Source organism: Gallibacterium genomosp. 1, from assembly GCF_000771875.1.
Taxonomy (GTDB): domain Bacteria; phylum Pseudomonadota; class Gammaproteobacteria; order Enterobacterales; family Pasteurellaceae; genus Gallibacterium.
Genome location: NZ_JPXX01000012.1, coordinates 83,738 through 107,229, shown reverse-complemented (window position 1 = coordinate 107,229; position 23,492 = coordinate 83,738). Strand labels below are relative to the sequence as shown.

22 protein-coding genes, 1 pseudogene and 2 riboswitches are annotated in these 23,492 nt (G+C 39.1%); of the genes and pseudogenes, 10 read left to right on the top strand and 13 right to left on the bottom strand.

The annotated features are described in order from the left end of the window. Positions 1–73: 73 nt before the first annotated feature. Positions 74–712 carry a 3,4-dihydroxy-2-butanone-4-phosphate synthase gene (gene ribB / locus JP36_RS04900; RefSeq protein ID WP_013746072.1) on the bottom strand — a complete coding sequence of 213 codons (639 nt, stop codon included), beginning with the start codon at positions 710–712 and terminating at the stop codon, positions 74–76. A 149-nt stretch (positions 713–861) separates the two neighbouring features. Further along, positions 862–1,002, bottom strand: a riboswitch (FMN riboswitch). 89 nt (positions 1,003–1,091) lie between these two features. Here ribB and ubiK point away from each other — a divergent pair. The 3 genes from ubiK (at position 1,092) to JP36_RS04885 (ending at position 3,480) form a co-directional block, all read left to right on the top strand. Further along, positions 1,092–1,352: a ubiquinone biosynthesis accessory factor UbiK gene (gene ubiK, locus JP36_RS04895; RefSeq protein ID WP_039134815.1), complete on the top strand. Its 261-nt coding sequence runs from the start codon at positions 1,092–1,094 to the stop codon at positions 1,350–1,352. A 166-nt stretch (positions 1,353–1,518) separates the two neighbouring features. Continuing rightward, positions 1,519–2,781: a multifunctional transcriptional regulator/nicotinamide-nucleotide adenylyltransferase/ribosylnicotinamide kinase NadR gene (gene nadR, locus JP36_RS04890; protein WP_039134812.1), complete on the top strand. Its 1,263-nt coding sequence runs from the start codon at positions 1,519–1,521 to the stop codon at positions 2,779–2,781. A gap of 6 nt (positions 2,782–2,787) precedes the next feature. Further along, positions 2,788–3,480 (top strand): metallophosphoesterase family protein, encoded by a 693-nt coding sequence (locus JP36_RS04885; RefSeq protein WP_039172520.1) that lies wholly within the window; start codon positions 2,788–2,790, stop codon positions 3,478–3,480. A 47-nt stretch (positions 3,481–3,527) separates the two neighbouring features. On the opposite strand, the gene JP36_RS04880 is transcribed toward JP36_RS04885, so the two are convergent. Then, positions 3,528–3,761, bottom strand: a complete 234-nt coding sequence (locus JP36_RS04880) for a heme iron utilization protein (RefSeq protein WP_039172518.1) — start codon at positions 3,759–3,761, stop codon at positions 3,528–3,530. A gap of 26 nt (positions 3,762–3,787) precedes the next feature. Between JP36_RS04880 and JP36_RS11315 the strand changes: the two genes are divergently transcribed. Then, the gene (locus JP36_RS11315; RefSeq protein WP_081964340.1) at positions 3,788–5,011 is read left to right on the top strand and encodes a TonB-dependent receptor domain-containing protein; all 1,224 of its coding nucleotides are present in this window, start codon (positions 3,788–3,790) and stop codon (positions 5,009–5,011) included. Between the two features lie 54 nt (positions 5,012–5,065). Here JP36_RS11315 and JP36_RS04870 read toward each other — a convergent pair whose 3' ends face one another. The 4 genes and pseudogenes from JP36_RS04870 to ttrB form a co-directional block, all read right to left on the bottom strand. After that, positions 5,066–6,088, bottom strand: a complete 1,023-nt coding sequence (locus tag JP36_RS04870; protein ID WP_209434473.1) for an ABC transporter substrate-binding protein — start codon at positions 6,086–6,088, stop codon at positions 5,066–5,068. Positions 6,089–6,206: 118 nt separating this feature from the next. Then, positions 6,207–6,295: riboswitch (TPP riboswitch) on the bottom strand. A gap of 100 nt (positions 6,296–6,395) precedes the next feature. Further along, positions 6,396–9,485: pseudogene (locus tag JP36_RS04865) on the bottom strand (tetrathionate reductase subunit A). Beyond that, positions 9,478–10,518, bottom strand: a complete 1,041-nt coding sequence (gene nrfD, locus JP36_RS04860) for an NrfD/PsrC family molybdoenzyme membrane anchor subunit (protein ID WP_039172514.1) — start codon at positions 10,516–10,518, stop codon at positions 9,478–9,480. The pseudogene JP36_RS04865 and the gene nrfD overlap by 8 nt, the downstream one beginning before the upstream one ends. Beyond that, positions 10,518–11,243: a tetrathionate reductase subunit TtrB gene (gene ttrB, locus JP36_RS04855; protein WP_039172511.1), complete on the bottom strand. Its 726-nt coding sequence runs from the start codon at positions 11,241–11,243 to the stop codon at positions 10,518–10,520. The genes nrfD and ttrB overlap by 1 nt, the downstream gene beginning before the upstream one ends. A 134-nt stretch (positions 11,244–11,377) precedes the next feature. Here ttrB and JP36_RS04850 point away from each other — a divergent pair, with 134 nt between their 5' ends. From JP36_RS04850 to JP36_RS04840, 3 genes are all read left to right on the top strand, one after another. Continuing rightward, the gene (locus JP36_RS04850) at positions 11,378–13,096 is read left to right on the top strand and encodes a sensor histidine kinase (protein ID WP_039172508.1); all 1,719 of its coding nucleotides are present in this window, start codon (positions 11,378–11,380) and stop codon (positions 13,094–13,096) included. A gap of 9 nt (positions 13,097–13,105) precedes the next feature. Beyond that, entirely contained in the window at positions 13,106–13,687 is a 582-nt protein-coding gene (locus JP36_RS04845) for a response regulator (protein WP_039172505.1), read from the top strand. Positions 13,688–13,939: 252 nt separating this feature from the next. Next, on the top strand, positions 13,940–15,328 hold the full coding sequence (locus JP36_RS04840) for a glucose/sorbosone family PQQ-dependent dehydrogenase (RefSeq protein WP_039172501.1): 1,389 nt from the start codon (positions 13,940–13,942) through the stop codon (positions 15,326–15,328). A gap of 43 nt (positions 15,329–15,371) precedes the next feature. Here the strand turns inward: JP36_RS04840 and JP36_RS04835 are convergent, their stop codons facing one another. From JP36_RS04835 to JP36_RS04825, 3 genes are all read right to left on the bottom strand, one after another. Next, positions 15,372–16,286, bottom strand: a complete 915-nt coding sequence (locus tag JP36_RS04835; protein ID WP_039172498.1) for a DMT family transporter — start codon at positions 16,284–16,286, stop codon at positions 15,372–15,374. Between the two features lie 24 nt (positions 16,287–16,310). Next, a complete protein-coding gene (locus JP36_RS04830) occupies positions 16,311–17,087 on the bottom strand; it encodes a M48 family metallopeptidase (RefSeq protein WP_039172494.1) in 777 nt (258 codons plus the stop codon). Positions 17,088–17,180: 93 nt separating this feature from the next. Further along, the gene (locus JP36_RS04825) at positions 17,181–18,092 is read right to left on the bottom strand and encodes a cupin domain-containing protein (protein WP_039172491.1); all 912 of its coding nucleotides are present in this window, start codon (positions 18,090–18,092) and stop codon (positions 17,181–17,183) included. Between the two features lie 95 nt (positions 18,093–18,187). On the opposite strand from JP36_RS04825, the gene JP36_RS04820 reads away from it, so the two are divergent. Next, positions 18,188–18,526 carry a carboxymuconolactone decarboxylase family protein gene (locus JP36_RS04820; protein WP_039172488.1) on the top strand — a complete coding sequence of 113 codons (339 nt, stop codon included), beginning with the start codon at positions 18,188–18,190 and terminating at the stop codon, positions 18,524–18,526. Positions 18,527–18,599: 73 nt separating this feature from the next. Here the strand turns inward: JP36_RS04820 and ppa are convergent, their stop codons facing one another. The 4 genes from ppa to argE all read right to left on the bottom strand — a co-directional run bounded on the left by ppa (position 18,600) and on the right by argE (position 21,560). Then, positions 18,600–19,127 (bottom strand): inorganic diphosphatase, encoded by a 528-nt coding sequence (gene ppa / locus JP36_RS04815; protein WP_039091130.1) that lies wholly within the window; start codon positions 19,125–19,127, stop codon positions 18,600–18,602. A gap of 111 nt (positions 19,128–19,238) precedes the next feature. Then, entirely contained in the window at positions 19,239–19,862 is a 624-nt protein-coding gene (locus tag JP36_RS04810) for a LysE/ArgO family amino acid transporter (protein WP_039172486.1), read from the bottom strand. After that, positions 19,859–20,344 carry a tRNA (uridine(34)/cytosine(34)/5-carboxymethylaminomethyluridine(34)-2'-O)-methyltransferase TrmL gene (gene trmL, locus JP36_RS04805; RefSeq protein WP_039162479.1) on the bottom strand — a complete coding sequence of 162 codons (486 nt, stop codon included), beginning with the start codon at positions 20,342–20,344 and terminating at the stop codon, positions 19,859–19,861. Before trmL ends, JP36_RS04810 begins: the two co-directional genes overlap by 4 nt. A 67-nt stretch (positions 20,345–20,411) precedes the next feature. Next, complete coding sequence (gene argE / locus JP36_RS04800) at positions 20,412–21,560, bottom strand: acetylornithine deacetylase (RefSeq protein WP_039172484.1); 1,149 nt, start codon at positions 21,558–21,560, stop codon at positions 20,412–20,414. A gap of 78 nt (positions 21,561–21,638) precedes the next feature. Between argE and argC the strand changes: the two genes are divergently transcribed. Together argC and argB are read left to right on the top strand one after the other, a co-directional pair. Continuing rightward, the gene (argC, locus tag JP36_RS04795; protein ID WP_039172480.1) at positions 21,639–22,646 is read left to right on the top strand and encodes an N-acetyl-gamma-glutamyl-phosphate reductase; all 1,008 of its coding nucleotides are present in this window, start codon (positions 21,639–21,641) and stop codon (positions 22,644–22,646) included. A 4-nt stretch (positions 22,647–22,650) separates the two neighbouring features. After that, the gene (gene argB, locus JP36_RS04790) at positions 22,651–23,424 is read left to right on the top strand and encodes an acetylglutamate kinase (protein ID WP_039172476.1); all 774 of its coding nucleotides are present in this window, start codon (positions 22,651–22,653) and stop codon (positions 23,422–23,424) included. The last annotated feature ends 68 nt before the right edge of the window (positions 23,425–23,492 follow it).

Genomic DNA, 23,492 nt, shown 5'->3' with positions numbered 1-23,492 from the left:
TATGCCAATAAAAAAGGATACGCTAGCCGTATCCTTTCTACTCTTTATTCTGTTTTAGCTCACTATTGCCCAATTAATGGCTAAGTTTATATGCCACTAAATCTTCAATAGTGACCACCGGATAGCCTTGAGCTAAAGCAAATTTAACAATTTCCGGTGCTCTTGCCATTGTGCCGTCATCATTGGTGATTTCACAAATCACACCGGCGCGTTTAAAACCTGCCATTTCGGCTAAATCCACAGAAGCCTCGGTGTGACCTCGGCGACCTAAAACGCCTTTATCATTAGCACGTAATGGGAAAATATGCCCCGGACGATGTAAATCGCTCGGTTTAGCATTATCTGCCACCGCCGCTTTTACTGTGGTAACACGATCCTGAGCAGAAACACCGGTAGTCACGCCTTCTGCCGCCTCAATGGTGATGGTAAATGCGGTGCGATTAACACTAGTGTTATGTTCAACCATTGGCGGTAAATCAAGTTTTTTACACAATTCATCCGTAATGCAAAGGCACACAATACCGCTGCCATAACGAATTAATTTCGCCATCTGTTCTTTTGTAATCGTTTCCGCCGGATAGATCAAATCGCCTTCATTTTCACGATCTTCATCATCCAACACTAAAACGCCTTTGCCCTGTTTTAAAGCAGAAATTGCATTAAGAACACGTTGTTCCGGCGTACCGAATTGAGAAAGAATTGACTGATTCATAGTAATTTCCTTTGTTAATTTGATATTTTTCGCTACTAGAATCAGGGCTTGAGGGAAATACGGTAAGACACATTACAATAATGCGTTTTTAAACGTAATTAAAAAGCGAATTACATAAATAATACATAACTCACTTATTACAACAATACCGCGATTCTCTACCATCCAGACTGTTACTGTCGGCTTTGGATTTTCACCAAATCTGCTTGACTTCATAAAAAATATGAACGCTCGTGGGCTTACTTTCGTTTACCACCGGTGGGGAATTTCACCCCGCCCTGAGAATGCGGGGAAAAGTATAAAAGAAAAACAGATACTTGCCTAGTAAAATTCTATTTTTTCCCCTACAATTAACCAAGAAAAATTTAGTGGGGTACATATGTTAAATCCAAAAAAAATAGAAGAGATTATTCAACAAGTTCAGAACAATTTACCACAAGGCATTAAAGATATCGGTAGCGATGTTGAATCAAAATTAAAACAAGTTTTGCAGGCACAATTAGCTAAACTTGATGTAGTGACACGTGAAGAATTTGATGTACAAACTCAAGTTTTATTGCGTACTCGTGAAAAATTAACAGCTTTAGAGGCTAGAGTTGACGCCTTACTGCAACAACACAATGATGTTGAGCCAAAATAATCTTATCATTTTAATAAAACATAATAATTATTACTTAACTTTCTCTGTTAATAATAATTTGTATTATCTATTAAAAAAGATAACAATAAATAAATCTGTTGTAGCGCATAAATTATTTCAGCGCTGAGTTTCAACTTTCTGATATTCTATTTATAAGGTGCAGAAAATGACTGATTTTCTTTATTTACAACAAAAACGCAAACAATTGGGAATGAAGGTTGCGGAAGTATGTGAAAAAGCACAAGTAACTCGCGCGTACTATAATCAACTCGTCGGTGGTAAAATTCAAAATCCGAGTGCAAAAAAATTAAATGCCATTCATCACGCTTTGCAGATCACCGATACCCCTAATAAACAAGTAGGTGTTATTTTTGGAAAATTTTATCCTGTTCATACCGGTCATATTAATATGATTTATGAAGCCTTCAGCAAGGTGGATGAATTACATATTGTAGTTTGCAGTGACACAGAGCGTGATTTAAAACTTTACTACGACAGTAAAATGAAGAAAATGCCAACTGTGCAGGATCGTTTACGTTGGATGCAACAGATCTTCAAATATCAACAGAAACAAATTTTTATTCATAATTTAATCGAAGATGGCATACCCGCCTATCCAAACGGATGGCAGGCTTGGTCTGATCGCGTTAAGGCTTTATTCAACGAAAAACATTTTAATCCAAGCGTAGTTTTTACTAGTGAACCACAGGATAAAATCCCTTACGAAAAATATCTACATTTAGATGTTGTATTGGTTGATCCGGAACGCACATTTTTTAATGTTTCCGCAACAAAAATCCGAACCCACCCATTTCAATATTGGAAATTTATCCCAAAAGAAGTGCGTCCATTCTTTGCCAAAACTATCGCTATTTTAGGTGGAGAAAGTAGTGGTAAGACTGTTCTAGTGAATAAGTTATCTGCTGTTTTCAATACAACTTCTGCTTGGGAATATGGTAGAGAATTTGTTTTTGAAAAGCTGGGTGGTAATGAACAGGCTATGCAATATTCAGACTATCCACTAATGGCGCTTGGCCATCAACATTATGTCGATTACGCATTACGCCACGCCAATAAAATTGCTTTTATTGATACTGATTTTATTACTACACAAGCTTTTTGTATTCAGTACGAAGGTAAAGCGCATCCATTCTTAGATTCAATGATTAAAGAGTATCCTTTTGATGTTACTATTTTATTAAATAATAATACAAAATGGGTCGATGACGGTATGCGTAGCTTAGGCACTCAACAACAACGCCAACGTTTTCAACAGCTATTAAAGAAATTATTGGAAAAATACAACGTCCCTTATATTGAAATTGAATCTCCTAGCTATTTAGAACGTTATGCTCAGGTAAAACAAATTGTGGAACGCATCTTAAATGACGAATCAGTTTATGATTCCGTTGAGTACAAGGAGAAATAGAGCTTAATGTTGTTATTCGCTGGTGATCCCCACGGTTCATTTGAACATCTTTATCCATTTATTCAGGGTAATCAATCTGTGTCATTGATTATCTTGGGTGATCTTCAACTTACTGACTGTCGAGAGCTAGATAAACTAGCACATTATTGCGACCTCTGGTTTATTCACGGCAATCACGATAGTAAAACACCAGCAGCATTTAAAGCGATTTGGGGTAGCGAATGGAAAAGTAGGAATCTACACGGTCGAGTGGCAGAAATTGAAGGAGTTAAAGTTGCTGGGTTAGGTGGTGTTTTCCGAGGTCAGATCTGGATGCCACCAAATAAACCACTATTTTTTGATCCAATCCACTATTGCCAATATTGTTCACAAGAAAAAATTTGGCAAGGTGGTTTACCGTTACGTCATCGTACTTCCATCTTTCCTTCCGATTTTGAATTATTAGAACAGCAAACAGCGGATATCCTTATTTGTCACGAAGCGCCAAAACCTCATCCCTCTGGTTTTTCTGTTATTAATCAACTTGCAGAAAAAATGGGGGTGAAAAAAATTTTTCACGGTCATCACCACGATAATTTTAATTACACGGCACTTAAAACTCGCCCTCGTCCATATCAAATTTTTAATATTGGTTTTCGCAGTTTAAGTGATATAGAGGGGGAATATTTATTGATTGGAGTAGATGACAGGGAAAAATAGTGCTTGTATTTGCCTCAAATTATCACACAAGCACGGTTTATTACTTTCTACTTAATATGACCTTGATCGAGGTGAACCACATCAATTTGCTTATTCGGCTTTACTTCAAAAGCTTGCCCAAAACCTTTTACAAATAACCCTTGTTGCGGAATTAAGTGAAACAGCGAAAAATCTTGAAATTCTATTAACTCCAACATAATGTCACCATATCGTTGGCGTAATAATTGTGTTCCTACTATCCATTTTTCACTATCTTTAACAACTTCCTCAACTTTCGCCATTGCACTAAAACGACGACGAGCAAAAAATTACAGATCGCAGCATCCAGTTAAACTATAGTCTTAATCCTGACTCCAAATATATCGATACCCAATTTACACTCTATCACAACAACACAAAAGAGTTAGAAGATCAAATAGATAATGATCTCCATGACACAACAAAATTCTCGACTTGGGGCTTTAACTTACAAAACAACAGTGCATTTGATTACATCACATTAACCTATGGAGTTGATTATTATCAAGATAAAGCAAAAACATTTAGACAAACCAATCAAACGGAAGCCGGCTTATTCCGCCCTAATAACTATAATGCTCAATCAGATGTAGTTGGTACTTATTTATTAAGCTATATTCCAATGTTTAATGATAAATTAGTACTATCACCAAGTATTCGTTATGGCAATTATCGAAGCAAAGAAAAAAGCCAAGGAAATTATTCGGAACATCGCTGGTCTCCTTCTTTAGCGTTGTTATGGAAAGCCACAGATTGGTTAGATCTTTCCGCACGTTATAATGAAGCCTTCAGAGCCCCTTCATTACAAGAAAAATTTACTTCCGGAAACCATTTTGGCTATAGTAGTCGTAGTCAAGCAACCTCAAATAAATTTATCTCTAATCCTAATTTGAAACCTGAGGTGGCAAAAAATAAAGAAATTTCAGCATATTTTCATTTTGATAATTTCATCACACAAAATGATAAAGCGGAATTAACCACCACCTTTTTCCAAAATGATGTGAAAAATCTTATTAATCTCGAAACCTACTATTCAAATCCGAATAGCACATTTAATTTTATGCCGGATCTTTCACAATATCGTAATATTGCAGACGCTCGTTTGCGAGGGTTTGAAATAGAAGGCAAATACAGCATAAACAATCTTTCTTTTGCACTCAGTTATGGTCAAACACACGGTAAAAATAAAAATAGTGGGGAATATTTAGAAAACATCAACGCCGATAAATATTCAGCCGCTATTGATTATGCTTTATTCGCAAACGCACTCAAGCTGGGAGCAAGAATCAGTTACTATGCAAAACAGGATCGTGTCCCTAAAGGTTATACATCTTATCCAAGTTATACATTAACGGATTTAACAGCTAGCTTTTCGCCACTATCGGGAAGTTTAAAAAATATACGTATTGATTTAGCTATTGATAACCTATTTGATAAACATTATGTATCAGCATTTAACTCAATGGAAGGAACCGGTCGCAATGTGAAGGTTGGTGTAAGTCACTACTTCTAAACGTCATTAAAAAAGGAACGAGAGTGCAATCTCTCGTTCCCATTCCAACGTGATCTATTTCAATTTCACTTCATCCAACCATTTTTTTGTTAAACGCTTACCTTCTTCATCCGAACCGAAACGATCAAAATCAAAATTAATTAAATGTAATTTCTTTGGATCAGCTGAATTTGGAGAAGCTTCTGCGTAAATATTAGTTGGAATTTGATACATTTTTTCCTTACGCCACGGTATTTCCTGTGCTTCTGCACTCAATGCCCAATCCATAAATAATTTAGCATTTTTTAAATTACGTGCGCCTTTGATAATACTGATACCACCTAAAGAATAACTATCCCCTTCACAAGGTAAAATTGCTTTAACCGGTGCACCTTTTTCTTTTTCAGTCTCATAGCCATGAATAAAACCGACAGTTACCGCAGCATCACCTCGCGAAAGATTGGTTTTTTCTGTTCCACTTTGAGCATAATTTGAAATATTTTTATGCAAAGCTTTCAAATAACGGAATGCTTCATCTTCACCAAATAACTGTACCAATGTTGCAATAAAAGTATAACCCGTACCGGAACTTCTCGGATCCGGCATTTGTACTTGATCTTTAAACTTCGGATCAATCAAATCTTTCCAACATTTCGGATACTCTTTAATCCCTAATTGCTTAAATTTTTCCGTATTTACTCCCATTCCTAGCACAATCATATAGCCAATTGAAGTATATTCACCGTGCTTATCCAATAATGATTTCAATTGAGGAATAGTTTCTGCCTGCTTGGGGGAACGATAAGGATAAAGTAACCCTAAATCTGCAGCTTGGAAATGTGGTTCAAGCGTACCTCCATACCAAATATCACCTTGTGGTTTTGTTCTTTCTGCTTTAATTTTAGATAAAGTTGAACCAGTACTGTTACGTACAAATTTCGCATCAACATTATATTTTTCACTAAAAATCTGTGTCATTCTTTCACAAACCCGATATTGAACACTACAGTAAATAGTAAGTTGACCTTCAGCTTTTGCCTGATGAACTGGCATAAACATTACCAATAAACCAGAAAAAATCAGCGTTTTTAATAACATATTTTTAATAAATTTTTGTTGAGAATAATAAATTTGCATAAACACTTCCTTGAAATTGATAAAGAGACTAACTGAGGAGAAATAAAATAGAAGATTCAAATATCAAATTGAAATATAAAGAAATTTCGCATTAGTTCCCTACGTCAGCATTAGCTGAATCAGGTTAACGGGTATTTTCTCAGCCTCAAAGCACCCCGACTAATTCTCGATAAGTATAAAGTTTGTTAAACTTTTATGTCAAATAAATTCCTTTACAAAAAATAAGGTACACCAAAGCGCACCTTATTAAGTTTATGTAGAGTGATTATTAAATCTTAGTGATTTTTGCTGGTAATCCTTGTCGCACAGCTGAACCACAAACCCAATCAACCCAAGGTGAAGCGATCTATTTGGTATCATCAATCAAGCCAAGGTCATTAATATTAATGCCTCGCTTAATGCGCTCATCGCCAGCAATCACCTTGCCATCAATTTCATAACCGGTTGCGCCAAGTTGTTTATGTCCATAACCGTGCTCAATCGCGATTGTACCTGGCATCACGCCGTCAATAACCATTACTTGCACATTCACTTTGCCGCCAGGTGTCGCCAATTCCACCAAATCACCGTGAGCAATTTTAAATTTAACCGCATCTTGGCTGTTCATTACCACAATGCCGCTTGGCTTAATGCTATGAAGGCGTAACAATGGCGCAGTAATGCTGCTCATCAAATTCGATTTAAACGACATCAAAGCAAACGGCCATTCTGCTTTCGGATAACGACTTTCAACGGCACTGTTATCCGCAAATTGTGGTGCAAAATATTTTGGGCAACCGTGATAATGTTCACCGTTTTGATGATTTTTCGCTTTCGCCACAGTAGGATTCCATATCTGTAAACACTTTTTCCATTTCGCCGTCATATTTTCACCATTCCACGCACTATTAAACGGTGAAAAACGCCCTCCTTTACAGAAAATCGTAGCAGCTTTCAACACCTCTTCTGGTTTTAATGTTTTATTAAGCAACGGCATAATACGTTCAACCCCAGACAATAAACGATCTTCCTGTGTCGCATCATTAACCGGCTGTTCGCCGTCAAAAGCAATATTGGCGGCTGCTCGTAAAAAATAATCTTCACTACAGTTTAATGGATAAGTTTGCTGCTGATTATCGCTGATGACATTCTCACCAAATCCCGGCAAGCCCATTGCCTTAGCAACGTGAATAATAAAACTTTCCATACAGATAGTTTCACCATCGGCATTCTTAGCATTTGCAGATTGAATAACCGGCCAACGTGCTGTGCTAGTTTTAGTCGGCACACCTGCCCACGGCGTACTGAAACCCCAGCTTTCAAAGTTATGTGTATCAGGCACAACATAGTCCGCCAACGCAGTGGTTTCATTCATAAAAGCGTCCACAGCAATAAATAACGGCAACACTTTCGGATCACGTAACTTCTCTTCAGCAATATGATGAATACCAGTTAAACCATATAATGGATTGGTCATATGACTAATCCACGCTTTTAATGAATAAGGATAACCTTGCAAGGCGGAAGTAATCATTTCCGACATTTGACCGCCAACAAAGGGATACCAGGCTGCACGTGCAGGATAAGGTGAACCTTGAGCCGCTTTGCGTTTAAACTCACTTGATTTTTCATACGCACGTTTACTGCGCGCTAAATTGGTGCCTTTTGGTTTCACCATATCCGGGAAAGTCGCTAGATTGTAACGAGGACCGGGCGCAAAATCTTTGAATTTACCGCCGCTGACACTCATTCCGCCTTTCTTGTTCATATTACCAATCATCACATTGAGCAATAAAATCGCCCACGCGGTATAAAAACCATTGCTTTGCATTGTGCCGCCGTGAGTAATGGCAACCGCTTTATGTCCGTGTGAAGTAAATTCTTTTGCCAAAGCTTCGATTGTTGCCACCGGCACTCCGCACAAAACTGCATACTCTTGCAATGTATGTTCAAAGCAAGACTCTTTTAATAGAGTCAAGGCAGACTTCACTGCCACAGCAGAGCCATCTTTTAAGATAACGGTTTCATCCACCCAAATTTGCGCTTTTGCCGACGATTTAGCGGCAACAAATTGAGCATCTTCCGCATTTTTGACTAAATCATAATTTTCTACCACTTTATCTTCCACATCCGGTGCAACATCAAACAGATCCTGTTCTGTCAATGCTTGACCAAAGCGTGGGTGTTGTGGTTCAACGATAAATAAATGAGAGGCATTACAATAGCTTACTGCACCTGCCTGCTGCATTGCAAATTGGCTCGGTAATGATAAGTAATCTGCATTAAAGCGTTCATTTTCAATAATCCAACGCAACATTGCCAATGCCAACGCTAAATCACCGCCCGGTAAAACCGGTATCCAACGATTGTTTTTCGTAGCGTGTGTTGAAGTTAATTCCAATCGAGGCGAAACCACCACATAATCAAAATTATCTCCCACACGTTTTTTCGCTAATTGACGTGCCTGACGTTTGAACGGGTTGCCTGACTGTGCCGGTGAAGTTCCCATAAAGAGAATAAATTCACAATTATCCCAATCCGGTTTTGCGTGTGAATTTTTATCCAAATCATTCATCACCGCACCGGAACCAGCACGATAGGACAAACCGCAATAAGAGCCGTGAGAAGCAAAATTAATAGTGCCGAAACTGTTATTCGCAAAACGTTGCAATAACGGCTGTCTACCCTCCGGACCGGCAAAAGTCACGAAAAGCTGGTTCGCTTTCGGGCCAAAATCCGGATTCTCCGCATCTACTGGAGTTTTCAAATCACGGATTGCTTTTAAGCCATCAATATGACCTTCACCAAACAGATCACCCCCATTCACCACTTCTTCAATTAATTGTTCAAAGCTAATGGTTTTCCATTTACCTTCGCCACGTTTACCCACACGTTTTAATGGTTGCGTAATGCGATAAGGGCTGTTTACTCCTTCCATAAACGCCGCACCACGCGCACACGCGGTGGAACGATTTTCCAAACCGTTTTCGCCTGCTACACTTAATTCTGCTTGTTGTAGTGAGGTGTTGTAATTCAAATATTCATCGGCAGAAAGCGGATGATACGGATTACCACTGATGCGAATAACTTTATTTTGTTTCAAATCCACTCTGGCACGCAAACCGCAAAGTGTCCAACATCCCATACATTGAGTATTACACACAACTTGATCAGAATTCGGCATCACTTTATTATTCTCAACCTTATATTCCGGTGCGAGTGAATTACCGTGAATGTTATGTTTGGTTTTTTCACCGGAAGAACCTGTGAAAACGCCATTAGCAATTTCTTTCACTTTTGGTGAATAACCGGCTACAAAAGCAGCAGCACCACCAACAGCCAAACCACCTTTAAGTAAATTACGACGTTTATTATCCATTACGCTGCTCCTTATTAATGAATCCAAATAATTGCCACAAAATCACACTTACAGTCACCCATAAACCGGCTACCGAAAGCATTCCTAATCCGCCGTCAACGCCCCAATTAAACTGATATGAGTTCATTAATACGTTATATTTTGCGACAGTTTGCACTTCAAGTAATAGCACCCAACGAACCATTGCGGTTAAGATAAGTGAAGCAATTAATAACAGACATTGCATTGTTTTTGCTTGTGTGGTGAACAGTGCCAATAATAAAGTTAATCCCCAAATAATAGCAGTGAATGCAACCGCCGGACGAGCTTGCCACAAAATGGATAAATCCAAGGCAGTTTCTGATGAGTGATAATAGATAGCACCAACGGTTGTGGCTAATAACAGCAAACAAGCAATCACTAATGGTTTCATTAGCACTTTATTATTTGTACCGTTAATCATAGAAACCGCAAAATGTGTCAACAGAATTGCGCTCGGTAACGCACTGAAAATAATCAATGGAATGAGCCAAGGTTGATGCCACAACGGACGCGCAACAACGTTATATACTTCCATTGAAGTATAAAGCAGAATTAAGATACTACTGATGATAGTTAAAATTCTAAAAATCCAACACCAAAGTGTGTTATTTAAATTGCCGACATAAAGCAATACCAACCATTTTTGTGTTGGACGTTGCGGTAATTGACGCAATAAAAACAGAATATAACCAACCAAACTCAACATAAAAATTGGTAGGAAAATTGAGCCCCACGCCATCCACGACCAATTAGCCAAATAAACATAAAAATACCACACTCTTCCCGGCTGATGTAAATCCGCAGTTAGCGCAATCGGTGCAACAATGGCAAAGCTTAATGCTACTAACAACGCTATCAATTCCGACTTAGGCTGATAAGGTTTAACAAAAAAGCGAATACAAAGTGCGACAATAATGGCACATAATGCCAAGCCGATATAGAAGAAATAACTTACTGCCCAAGGTAGCCACGCAATAGCTTGCGGTTCAACTAAAACTTCGCGAATCATCATTATTCCCCCTTACCCTGCCAAAGCATAGGCTGTCCCTGTACACGGCTTACAAACGCATCATCAAGCCCTAAATAGAAAACGTGCGGCTGTGTTCCTGCTTCAGGTTTCAACACTTTTAATTGATCTTTATGACTATCAAACAGTTTTCTGATTTGGCTGTTCGGATCGGCAAGATCACCAATAATTCGTGCTCCACCAACACAACTTTCCACGCACGCCGGTAATAAACCTGCCTCCCAACGGTGCGCACAAAAGGTGCATTTATCTGCTGTTTTAGTTTCTTCATTAATAAAACGGGCATCATAAGGGCAAGCTTGAATACAATAAGCGCAACCGACACAACGTTCATTATCAATAACGACAATGCCATCTTTTTGTTGATAAGTTGCCTGCACTGGGCAAACTGGCACGCACGGCGGATTATCGCAATGGTTGCATAATCGTGGTAATAACACGTTGTTTACTGTCTGCTTACCATCGGTAATTTCATATTGACGTACCGTTGTACGAAATTCGCCTATCGGTGTTTGATTTTCGATATTGCAGCTGACGGTACAAGATTGACAACCGATACAACGGCGTAAATCAATAATCATCGCATAACGGTGCTGTTGATCACCGCCACGTCTAGGTGGCTGAAACGCAATACTTTCAAGCGGAATCAAACTTGCGCCGAAAGTGAGTGCGGTCAGCGATTTAAGTGCTGTTCGTTTAACACTATCCATAATTTCCCCACTATTGTCGTTTTGTGCTATTGTTGGTTCTATCGTATTGTGGTTTACCCTAAAATCGGTATCTATTGTGGTTTTCCACATAAATAGTATGGGTATTGATTTGAGTCAAAAAATAGGAGGCAATTTTGAGGAAATTCATTGTGCTTTCACTGACTTATATAATGCTGTCGCTCTTTCCCTTTTTCGCCGGAGCAGATAATTGGAAAATCGGTATTTTGGCACAGCGTGGTGAAACCTTTTTATCACAACAGTGGCAACCGTGGATAAATTGGTTAAACCAGCGTTATCCACAACAGCATTTTTCATTGGTGCCGTTGCAACTTGATGATCTTTCCCAAGATAAAGCCGACAACATTGATTTTATTTTAACCAATCAATCGCAATTTTTTTATCTCAATGATCAGCCTGTCCGTTGGTTGGCAACATTGCAATCCCCTCGTCAGCAACACACCAATGCCGGTAAAGTTGGCAGTGCAATTTTAGTTAATACAGATAGTGATTTTTATCAAATCACTGATTTAAAAGGGAAAACATTAAGTGCAGTTGGCGAAAATGCCTTTGGTGGTTTCTTACTAGGCTACAACGTGTTATATCAACAAGGTTTAGTTGAAGGTAAAAACATTTTTTTCCGCTTCAGCGGTTTTCCGGTTGATAACACCGTTTTCTGGCTGCAACAGCATAAAGTTGATGCTGCCATTGTGCCTGTTTGTATCTTGGAAGATTTAGCCCGTGAAGGGAAAGCCAATTTCTCGGATTTCCGTGTGTTAGCGCCACAAAGTAACGACTTAGGCTGTGTCTCCAGCACACCGCTGTTACCAAACTGGTCGTTAGCAGCAATGAAGCAAGTACCGAATAATGTAGTAAAAAAACTGATGACTATTCTACTCGGCGATGTTCCGGAAGATTTACCGCAATGGAATCCGCCTTACTCCGACCAACAAGCAGATAATATTTTGCGAAACCTTTTCCGTCATCCACAACAACAAAATTTATGGCAAAGCGTAAAATATTGGATTAATCAGCACCAGTGGCAATTATTGTTGCTTCTATTTTTTATTATTTTCAATTACTTATGGATTAGTTATCAGGTTCATCGTAAAAGTAAAGCGTTAACCCAAGCTTATCAAGAAATGCGCCTTTATGAACAACAACTTATAAAAGCTGACCGCTTAAGTATTTTAGGTGAAATGAGTGCCGGTATTGCGCACGAAATTAACCAACCGCTTACGGCTATCGGAATGTACAGTGAGGGATTGAAACAACAGTTAAAACAACGAGTCAATGCAACATCTGAATTACAAATTTTAGAGAAAATACAAATTCAGGTTGATCGCAGTCGGCAAATTATGCGCAACCTTACCGGCTGGGCTAAAGGCAGAGAAGACGAAAAGTTACATAATATTGAGCTGAAATCTTGCTTAGAAAAAACAATCGATTTTATCCACCAATACTATAATTCTAGTTCCAAAATACGACTGATTTGTGCAAAACAGTGGCAAGTTTGTGTAAAAAAAACGATGTTGGAACAGATTATCTGCAACTGTTTACTCAATGCGCTGCAAGCACAAGCAGATAAAATTGTGATGACAGTGCAAGCAAAGGAGAACAGCATCCAAATTTTGATTGTGGATAACGGTAAAGGTTTTTCAGAAACCGAATTGGCATTTCCATTTGTACCATTCCGCAGCCGAAAAAAAGAGGGCTTAGGTCTTGGGTTAACATTATGTCAGCGCCTAATCCACTCAATGCGAGGTGAAATTTATCTCAAAAATCGTCCTGCCGGCAAGGGTGCGATGGTGATTCTGGAATTACCGCTTAATCAGGGAGTTGGTGGCAAACAATAGGAGTTTCTCGTGAAAGTACATATCTTAGATGATGATGAAACGGTGGTCGATGCGGCAACATTTCTGCTTACTCAAGCAGGTTATGATGTTGTCAGTTGGTCAAACAGTAAAACTTTTTTAGAACAGGTTAACCCTTTTGAACCGGGAGTAGTGCTGTTGGATATGCGAATGCCCTATTTTGACGGTCGCCAAGTGCATAAAATGCTCAAACAAAAAAACAGCGTATTACAAGTTATTATTATGACAGCGTTTGCCGATGTGGATATGGCAGTCAATGAATTAAAGCAAGGTGCTATCGACTTTTTACAAAAACCGATTCTTTTTGATCAGCTTAAAACTGCATTAGAAAATGCTCGCATTCGCAGTGAAAAACGCTTTCAACAATATCAAATTCAGCAATGTTACGATCAACTTAGTGAAAAAGAGAAAGAGGTATTAGCATTCATTATTGAAGGGAATATCAACAAACAGATCGCAGAACGCCTAAATATTTCTGTTAGAACCGTTGAAGTTCACCGTTCACACATAATGGAAAAAATGCACGCAAAAAATGTTGCCGAACTCATCAGAAAAGTGGATTTACTCAATTAGATAAAATCTATAAATGGACTTCACTGTATCCTTTTTCTACTTTCATATTTTATATATGTACTAAGAAAGTATTGTTTTCATTCTTCAATGATTTTTGTCTATTCAATACTAATAACGCAATAAATTGTAAATTATAACACTTAAAACATATCAATCATTTCCAATTAAGAAACAATTAGTTTCATTATCTCACATTGAAAGAGAATATTTTCTGCATATAATCCAGGATTTCTTAAAGAATAGGAGAATATAATGAAAAAACTAATGTTTGCAGGAGCCTTATTTGCCCTTGTAGCGACTAACGTAAATGCAATCGATGTGGTGAGCAAAGATGGCAAAGTGGATTTTGGTTCACATTTTGAAGCTACGGTTTTGACTAACAATGTTGATGGTGGCTGGGAAATGATTTGGGGGCCGAAAGAACAACTTTGGCTGACTGAACGTGCTGGGAAAAACATTGTTAGCATTGATCCCAAAACAGGAGAAAAAACTGTGTTATATCATTTTGCCAATGCCTATGAGCAATTCCCTCATCAAGGCGTGCTAGGCTTGGCATTAGATCCTAACTTTGAGGCTGGCGAGCCTTATGCCTATGCCGCTTATACTTACAACGATGGCGATAAAAAATTCGCTCGTATTGTTCGTTTAACTTATGATGCCAAAGCGAATAAGTTGGGCGAGGAAAAAATCGTTCTTGATGGCATTATTGCCGGCGTGGATCACAATGCAGGACGCATTAAATTCGGCCCAGATGGCAAACTTTATTACACCACAGGTGATTTAGGTTATAACCAAGGTAAACACGTTTGTGATGAAATCACTTCACAAAAATTGCCAACGGCTGAGCAAGTGAAAAATCACGATCACAGTGCTTATAATGGCAAAACCTTGCGTATCAACAAAGACGGCTCAATCCCTGATGATAACCCTGTAATTAAAGGCGTGAAAAGCCACGTTTATACTTATGGACACCGCAATCCACAAGGTTTAGTGTGGGTGGGCAATAACCTTTATAGCACAGAACAAGGCCCATCAAGTGATGATGAATTGAACAAACTTGGAGCTGGCGGAAACTATGGCTGGCCACACGTTGCAGGCTTTAAAGATGATTTAGCTTATGTTTATGCAAATTATTCTGCGGCGAAAAACTGCCCGAATGTGAAATTTGATCCAAATGTCATTCCTGAAAGTGTGCCAACGCAAAAAGAAACAGATTATAAAGAGCCAGTGGTTGATCCTGTGAAAACCTTCTTCACCGTGAACAATGACTACAATTACACCAACGCTACTTGTGGTAAATTAGCTTATATTTGCTGGCCAACCATTGCCCCAGGTAATGCGGTATATTATCCGAAAGACGGCGTTATTCCTGAGTTCCGTAATTCATTATTGTTAGCAACCTATAAGAGCGGTTCGATTTATCAAGTAAAAATGAATGAAGACGCAAGCAATGTGCAAGGGGACACAGGAAAATATTTCACCAGTGCAAACCGTTATCGCAATGCGTTAGTGAGCCCTGATACCCGCAAAATCTATGTGGTAACAGACAATATGGGCAACGGTCGTCAATTAGATGACACACCAACTTCCAAAATGGCAAACCCAGGTTCAATTATTGTGTTTGAATATGTAGGCAACTAACAAATCACCTTCCGATTATTAAAGGGTTGAATTTAAAACAATTTCAACCCTTATTTTGTCCTTTCAACGAACGAATTTTCGATTTTTTTGGTCGTGAAAAGACCGAACCAAGATAAATAGCGAACAGAGTAATTGCCGCACCACACCATTGAATCAAGTTGATTGGTTTATTCAACACAGAATAATCAATCACTAAAGCAGCAATAGGCTCTGAAAGCAACAACAAACCGGTTACCGCTAATGACAATAATGGCACCGAATAGGCGATCATTCCCCAAGCAAAACACTGCATTACCGCACCATAAATAAACACCCAAAGCCAATCCAATGCTGTTGTCGGATACAGATTATCAAAATTAAAAAGCAAAGAGGGGATAATCAAGAACAGAATACCGCCAATACTGACCAATAACATTAATGGGAAAATTGCTGTTGGCTCGCTTTCGTGCGTTTTACGAATAAAAACCATCGATAACGCCAACAACAAACTGGATGAAATACCGCTAATAAAGCCCCACAATGCATTATCGTTATACTGGAATTCACTACCAGTAATCAAATAAACACCAATAACCGCCAACACTAGACTAAACAACTGTACGGTGGACTGTTTCTCTTTGAAATAGAAAAAGCCGATAGCGGCAAGAAAGAAAATCTGCAAACTATTCAATAAGGTGGAAATTCCCGGCCCGACCGCATACACACTTTCGTGCCACAATCCCAAATCAAAAGCTAAAAATACACCTGCCAGTAAACCATAACGAATTGTCTGTTTTGACTTCGGGAACGGTTGTTTGAAAAGTTTTGCTAAAATAAAAAAGATTATCGCCGCAATCAATAAACGCCAAAAAGCAATAGCATAAGCGCCCACCGGAACGTGGGCAACAATAAGACTGCCTAAACCGAAAACAACGCAACCGATTAATATACCCGGAACTGCAAGCTTTTGTTTTTGCATAAAAATTTCCTCAATATGATGAGATTATTTTTTTGATGCCTGATATAACTCCATTGCTTTCGGCATTAATTTTTCTAAATGTGCTTTACGCGACTGATCGCTCGGGTGAGTAGAAAAAATCGTTGGCACATTACCACCACCGCCCAATCGCTGCATTTTATCCCATAACCCCGGAGCAACCTGAGGATTATAACCGGCTTGCGCACTCAACATTAAACCAATCTCATCTGCTTCGCTTTCTGCACTACGAGAGAAAGGTTTCATTACCCCAAGATCAGCTACTGTACCAACCATATCCTGAGACAAGCTGCTATCCATTCCCTGATATGCTAATGAAACAGAAACAATCGCAGCTACTACACCAACTGCGGTTTGGCGATTTGCTTGGCTTTTCCCGTGCTCCAACAAAGCATGTGCCATTTCGTGTCCCATCACAACTGCAATCTCTTCATCACTTAAACCTAATTTGTCGACTAATCCAGTATAAACTACCATTTTTCCACCCGGCATTGCCCACGCATTCACTTCATTTGATTTAATCACCGACACTTCCCAAGAAAAAGGCACGCCAGTTTTATTGTATTGACGAGCATAAGGCACCATTCGATTAAAAACTCGATGAACACGTTTTGCCGTTGTTGAGGTGGTATCAACATTACCTTTTTGCTTTTCCGTCGCAATCGCTTGACGATATTGATTCGCCGCATTCTGATTCATTGTGCGGGTATCAGCACAACTTGCCACTAAAAATAATATAAAACAACCGGTTAAAATACGTTTAGAGATAGTCGATAAAATCATCTTTTTACTCCTTTTATCTCGGTAAAATGCCAATTATCATTTCTTTTTTTCTACTAAAGATCAATAGCAATTTTTTAACATTTCACCTATTCATCAGTAAATTTTGCGATAACGTGCCGGCGTTGTGCCAAATTGAGCTTTAAAAGCATCAAAGAATGCTGCCTCCGACTGATAGCCAATCCGCTCCATAATTTGTCTTGATGACAAATTTGTCTGTCGCAATAACTTCGCCGCCATCGACATTCTCAACAAACGAATAAAGGCTTGCACCCCCATTCCGCTTAACTGTTGAAAACGGCGCGCAAAAGTGGATCGCGACATATAAGCCTTTTGTGCTAACTGCTCAATGGTGTAATTATCTGCCAAATTGTGAAAAATCGGCGTCATAGCCTTACTTAAGAAAGGATCTGAAAATAGACGAATTAAACTCTGCTGTTCCGACAATGAAGATAAATGACGCAAGGCAAACAGCAATAAAATTTCACACATCGATTTAATTACCGTAGCACTACCTAAATAACGAGCTAACGCTTCCTGATAAATTAAGCTAGACAACGCATTTAACTGCGGAATCTGTTTTAACGAAACAATCAAAGGCTCAGGCAGCAATGATAACAAACCGGCAGCAGCTTGATTCCCCACTTGATAATGTCCACAAATCATCTGTAATGAAGGATCCTGTTGGCAGTTATGTCGATACAAAATACCGTTTTGTTGCTCTACCTGCACTGAAGAATATTCCTCTGCATCACCAATTTTGTGCATACTGCCTTGCGTCCATAAACAGAAATCACCAGCTTGTAAACGGTGTACGCTTTTATCCGATTGCATTTGACAATGACCACTCAACAGTAAATGGAAACAAGCTTTCCCTTTTTCCGCTTGCGGTGCTTGCATTAAATAAGGGGAACGGAAGCTACAAAAAACATCAATTTCTGTTTTTAAATCTAAAAGTTCCAAAAATTTATCAATACTGTCCATATTCACAAAATAAGACGAAAACATAGTTTTTTGCTATTTTAGCAGCTTTATCGTCTAATCAACATCGTGCAAAATAGCGCCCATCAGACAACAATATGAAGAATTTTAAGGAGCATCTTATGTTAGATTGGAAAAAATTACGCACTCAATTAATGAATCGTTTAGGCTTATTAGGCAAATTACAACCGAATACGATGCAGGCTTATCAACTGCTCAGTAAAGCAGGCAATGACGTGTTGGATTTGAAAACTAAAGAGTTGATTTCTTTGGCTTGTGCAGTAACAACTCGTTGCGATGGTTGTATTAGCGTGCATACCGATGCAGCGATTAAAGCTGGTTGTACACAAGAGGAGATTGCAGCGGCATTAAGCGTGGCGATCGCAATGAATACCGGCGCAGCAATGGTTTATTCCGCACGTGTTCTCGATGCACACGAAGCGTGGAAAAATAATAATTAAGTTCAACACATCTAAAAAAACAAAAGCCGTTACTCTGAAAAAAGTAACGGCTTAATTACATTAAATCAAAAGATTATTTTTTAGCACGCTCAAAAGAAGCTAAAATTTCTTCACGTGCTGCAGTAACATCTTCCCAGCCGTCTACTTTCACCCATTTTCCAGCTTCTAAAGCTTTATAGCTTTCAAAGAAATGCTGGATTTGTGCTTTTAATAATGCCGGAATATCGTTCACATCTTTGATGTGATCATATTCTTTCGTTAATTTGCTGTGTGGTACGGCAATCACTTTTGCATCTTGACCTGATTCGTCAGTCATTTTTAATACACCGACCGGACGGCAACGAATGACTGAACCCGGTTGTAACGGATATGGCGTTGGTACTAAAACATCAACAGGATCACCATCTAAAGAGAGAGTATTGTTGATATAACCATAATTTGCTGGATAGAACATTGCAGTTGCCATAAAACGGTCAACAAATAAAGTACCGGTTTCTTTGTCAACTTCATATTTAATCGGATCTGAATTTGCCGGAATTTCAATCACAACATAAATATCATCTGGTAATTCTTTACCAGCAGGTACATTTTTTAAACCCATTTTTTATTCCTTCTAAGAAAAGTTAATCATTCAGTATATAGGGCATTTTATAAGGCATTGCCCTATAAAAACGTTGCGATTATAGCCCTAATTGCAACAAATTGTCGAGGATTAGCTCAACAGCGTTATTCCATATTGAAATAAGCTCCAAGCAATCATTAGCATAATCACGCCAATCACAAAATCAAGAACTCTCCAAGTGAGCGCTTTTCGAAATAGCGGTGCTAACAATGTTGAACCGTACGCCAAACCGAAGAACCAAGTGGCTGAAACACAAAGTCCGCCAATTAAGAAAGCGATCTTTTCCTGCCACACCAATGTGCCACCAATACCACCGATAATAACCACCGTATCAATATAAACGTGCGGATTCAACAAAGTGACGCTCAAGGTTAATAAGATGGTTTTGGCTAAAGACGCACTATTTTCCCCAGCTTGCAGTTGTAAACCGGTATTGCTGCTATAAGCACTGCGCCACGCTCGCAAACCATAAATCAATAAAAAACCAGCTCCAATGAAAGCTAATGTAACGGAAGCAACATTATTGTTACTGATAAAGGTTCCCAACCCCAAAACGCCGAGGGTAAACAGCATCACATCACACAAAAAGCAGATTAAAGCAACCGTAAAAATATGCTGTTTCAACAATCCTTGTTTCAGCACAAAGGCATTTTGTGCACCGATAGCAACAATTAAACTGCCTGTAACTAACACGCCGTGAATAAAAGCGTTCATACTTCTCCTTGATAAAGATTAACCGCACCTTGATAACCCAGCTGTCGCCAAGCCTCATAAACAGTAACCGCCACTGAATTGGAGAGATTCATACTGCGGCTATTGGCACACATCGGAATACGAATTTTCTGTTCAATCGGCATTGTATTTAAAATAGCCATCGGAATGCCTCTTGTTTCCGGCCCGAACATCAAATAATCTCCCAACTGGAACTTCACTTGACTGTGTGCTGGCCCGCCTTTAGTGGTTAAAGCGAACAACCGTTTAGGTTGTTCACTCTCTAGAAATTCAGCATAACTTTGATGATGTTTAATTGTGGTGTATTCGTGATAATCCAAACCGGAACGGCGTAAACGCTTGTCATCCCACTGAAAGCCAAGCGGATGAATCAAATGCAAGCGAAAGCCACAGTTAGCACAAAGACGAATAATATTTCCCGTATTTTGTGGGATTTCAGGTTCATAAAGGACAATATCTAACATAATAAAACTTCTTAAAAATTCAAAACAGTTCAATAATTTATTTTTCTTAACTATTATCACAAATTGCTTAGGCACAGAAATGCCTAATCAATTTTTCTAATAATGCTTTGGTCGGTTGAATATATTCCGCCGATAAAAATTCATCTGGTTGATGCGCCTGTTCGATTGAACCCGGCCCTAACACCAAAGTTGGACAAAGCTGTTGAATAAACGGCGCTTCAGTACAATAGTTAGCAGACACACAAGGCTTACCTAATAATTTTTCTACCACAGCCACAATTTCTGCTTTGTGTGAGCATTCATAACCCAGAATACCATCATGAAGGTGCTTAATCTGAATCATATCACCGTATTGTTCGATCAACGGTTGTAATTTTTCCTGCACCATTTCATCCAATGATTCCAATCCCATATTCGGCAACGGTCGAATATCAAACTGTAGTTCACAACAACCACAAATACGATTAACGGCATCACCTCCGTGAATAGAGCCAAAATTCATTGTCGGATACGGTACCGCAAAAAAATCATTATGAAACTTCGCTTTCAGCTCATTGCGCAATTCAATTAAATGTGCTGTCGCTTGATGCATAATTTCAATCGCATTCACTCCCTTTTCAGGATCACTAGAATGTCCGGAACGTCCGATTACTGTCACGCTATCACCGAAATGTCCTTTATGAGCGCGCACCGGCTGCAACGAAGTTGGCTCACCGATAATAGCACAATCCGGACGAATCTCCGCGTGCTGCGCAAACGTTCTTGCCCCCAACATTGTGGTTTCTTCATCCGCTGTTGCCAAAATACGCAATGGCTTTTGCAATTTTGTTAGATCCATATTTCGCAAAGTATCAACAATAAAGGCAAAAAAACCTTTCATATCGGCTGAACCTAAGCCATAAAAACGCCCATCTTTCTCAGTTAGTTTAAAAGGATCAAACTGCCAACGACCAGCATCAAACGGCACGGTATCACTATGCCCTGCCAACAATAATCCACCAGCACCTTCGCCATAAGTCGCTAATAAATTGAATTTATAATTTGAACCAGCAATTGGTAAAATATCGACTTTAAAACCAAGATCGTGCAACCAACTTGCTAATTTCTCAATTAACAGTTGGTTACTATGATCGAGTTTAGGATTATCTGTACTGCTGATTGTCGGAATTTCAATAAGTTGTGAATATAAAGAAAGAAAATCGGGAAGATTTGCCATATTTACCTCAAATAAACATTGATTCAAATAAAATAATTATGCAAAATATTAGCATAATTAATCATTATTTTATTTACTATGCTAAAAACACTCATCATTGGGGCGAGTGGTTATACAGGAGCTGAACTCGCCAACATTATTACTAAACATCCACAATTTGAACTTTGCGGACTCTATGTTTCTGAAAACAGTCTGGATAAAGATAAACCTATTTCCGAGATTTATCCACAACTAAAAAACGTTGTTGATTTACCTTTACAACCATTACCACAAGATTTAACTGAATTGGCTAAATATGCAGATTGCGTTTTTCTTGCTACTGCTCACGAAGTAAGCCACCGCCTCGCACCCATCTTTTTAGCCGGTGATTGCAAAGTGTTCGATTTATCCGGTGCTTACCGCGTGAACAATGCCGAGTTCTACCAAAAATTTTACGGCTTTGAACACCAATATCCACAATTATTGGAAAAGGCGGTTTACGGTTTGGCGGAATGGAATGAACAGCAGATTAAACAAACCGATTTGGTTGCCGTTGCCGGTTGTTATCCGACCGTTTCACAACTTTGCCTTAAACCGTTAATTGAAAATGACTTGTTAGATGAACAACAATTACCGATCATCAATGCGGTCAGCGGTGTCAGCGGTGCCGGTCGCAAAGCCAGCCTCACCTCCAGTTTTTGCGAAGTCAGCCTCAATCCTTACGGCGTATTTACCCATCGCCATCAACCGGAAATCGCCACTCATTTAGGCAGAGAAGTGATTTTCACCCCACATTTGGGCAACTTTAAACGTGGTATTTTGGCGACAATTACGGCAAAATTAAAAGCGAATGTCGATACACAACGAGTGAAATCTGCATTTGAACAGGCTTATCACGATAAACCGTTAGTGCGTCTTTATGACAAAGGTTTTCCAAGCATTAAAGCGGTGGAATTCACGCCTTATTGCGATATCGCTTTTGCGATTAAAGATCAACATATTATTATTGTCGGTGCGGAAGACAACCTATTAAAAGGCGCAGCGGCACAAGCGGTTCAATGTGCCAATATTCGTTTCGGTTTTGAACCAACTTTAGGATTAATTTAACACAATGAAACCATTAGTTATTAAAGTTGGCGGTGCATTGCTGGATACACCGCAAGCTATGCAAAATCTGATTTCAACATTGGCACAATTTAAACGCACACAACAGCGACAAATTGTGATTGTCCACGGCGGCGGTTGTATTGTTGACGAACTAATGCAACGTTTAAATCTGCCGGTAAAGAAAAAACAGGGTTTACGCGTTACACCGGCAGATCAAATTGATATTATTACCGGTGCATTAGCCGGAATTGCCAATAAAAAATTGGTTGCGATGGCAAAAACTGCTGGTTTGATAGCTGTAGGTTTAAGCTTGGGAGATGGTAATTTAACCACTGCAACACAACTTGATGCGGAATTAGGACACGTTGCAACCGTTCAACCTAAACAGGCTGCTTTATTAAATACCCTTTTAAAGGCGGATTTTCTACCGATTATCAGCTCAATTGCGATTGATGATGACGGTCGGCTAATGAATGTTAATGCCGATCAGGCAGCCACCGCGATTGCAACTTTGTTGCAAGCCGAATTAGTGATGTTATCTGATGTTGATGGTGTGCTTGATCAGCAAAAAAACCTGATTGCCGAACTGAATACGGATCAAATCGAAAAATTAATTGCAGAACAAGTGATTACAGATGGTATGATTGTCAAGGTGAAAGCGGCTCTAACTGCAGCACAAGCATTAAATCAAGCCATTGAAATTGCAAACTGGAAAAAACCGGAAAAATTAGTAGATTTATTTTCCGGACAACGTATTGGCACAAGAATTGCACCTTAATTCGGTGCAAAAAAACTTAATGATCTTAATGATAAAGCATGCCGCCGGCTTTGGCGGTTTCGTTTTTT

Bases quoted from the DNA above. Each gene is read 5' to 3' on its own strand.
- ribB (WP_013746072.1), bottom strand. From the start codon at position 712: ATGAATCAGTCAATTCTTTCTCAATTCGGTACGCCGGAACAACGTGTT.
- ubiK (WP_039134815.1), top strand. From the start codon at position 1,092: ATGTTAAATCCAAAAAAAATAGAAGAGATTATTCAACAAGTTCAGAAC.
- nadR (WP_039134812.1), top strand. From the start codon at position 1,519: ATGACTGATTTTCTTTATTTACAACAAAAACGCAAACAATTGGGAATG.
- JP36_RS04885 (WP_039172520.1), top strand. From the start codon at position 2,788: ATGTTGTTATTCGCTGGTGATCCCCACGGTTCATTTGAACATCTTTAT.
- JP36_RS04880 (WP_039172518.1), bottom strand. From the start codon at position 3,761: ATGGCGAAAGTTGAGGAAGTTGTTAAAGATAGTGAAAAATGGATAGTA.
- JP36_RS04870 (WP_209434473.1), bottom strand. From the start codon at position 6,088: ATGTTATTAAAAACGCTGATTTTTTCTGGTTTATTGGTAATGTTTATG.
- nrfD (WP_039172514.1), bottom strand. From the start codon at position 10,518: ATGATGATTCGCGAAGTTTTAGTTGAACCGCAAGCTATTGCGTGGCTA.
- ttrB (WP_039172511.1), bottom strand. From the start codon at position 11,243: ATGGATAGTGTTAAACGAACAGCACTTAAATCGCTGACCGCACTCACT.
- JP36_RS04840 (WP_039172501.1), top strand. From the start codon at position 13,940: ATGAAAAAACTAATGTTTGCAGGAGCCTTATTTGCCCTTGTAGCGACT.
- JP36_RS04835 (WP_039172498.1), bottom strand. From the start codon at position 16,286: ATGCAAAAACAAAAGCTTGCAGTTCCGGGTATATTAATCGGTTGCGTT.
- JP36_RS04830 (WP_039172494.1), bottom strand. From the start codon at position 17,087: ATGATTTTATCGACTATCTCTAAACGTATTTTAACCGGTTGTTTTATA.
- JP36_RS04825 (WP_039172491.1), bottom strand. From the start codon at position 18,092: ATGTTTTCGTCTTATTTTGTGAATATGGACAGTATTGATAAATTTTTG.
- JP36_RS04820 (WP_039172488.1), top strand. From the start codon at position 18,188: ATGTTAGATTGGAAAAAATTACGCACTCAATTAATGAATCGTTTAGGC.
- ppa (WP_039091130.1), bottom strand. From the start codon at position 19,127: ATGGGTTTAAAAAATGTACCTGCTGGTAAAGAATTACCAGATGATATT.
- JP36_RS04810 (WP_039172486.1), bottom strand. From the start codon at position 19,862: ATGAACGCTTTTATTCACGGCGTGTTAGTTACAGGCAGTTTAATTGTT.
- trmL (WP_039162479.1), bottom strand. From the start codon at position 20,344: ATGTTAGATATTGTCCTTTATGAACCTGAAATCCCACAAAATACGGGA.
- argE (WP_039172484.1), bottom strand. From the start codon at position 21,560: ATGGCAAATCTTCCCGATTTTCTTTCTTTATATTCACAACTTATTGAA.
- argC (WP_039172480.1), top strand. From the start codon at position 21,639: ATGCTAAAAACACTCATCATTGGGGCGAGTGGTTATACAGGAGCTGAA.
- argB (WP_039172476.1), top strand. From the start codon at position 22,651: ATGAAACCATTAGTTATTAAAGTTGGCGGTGCATTGCTGGATACACCG.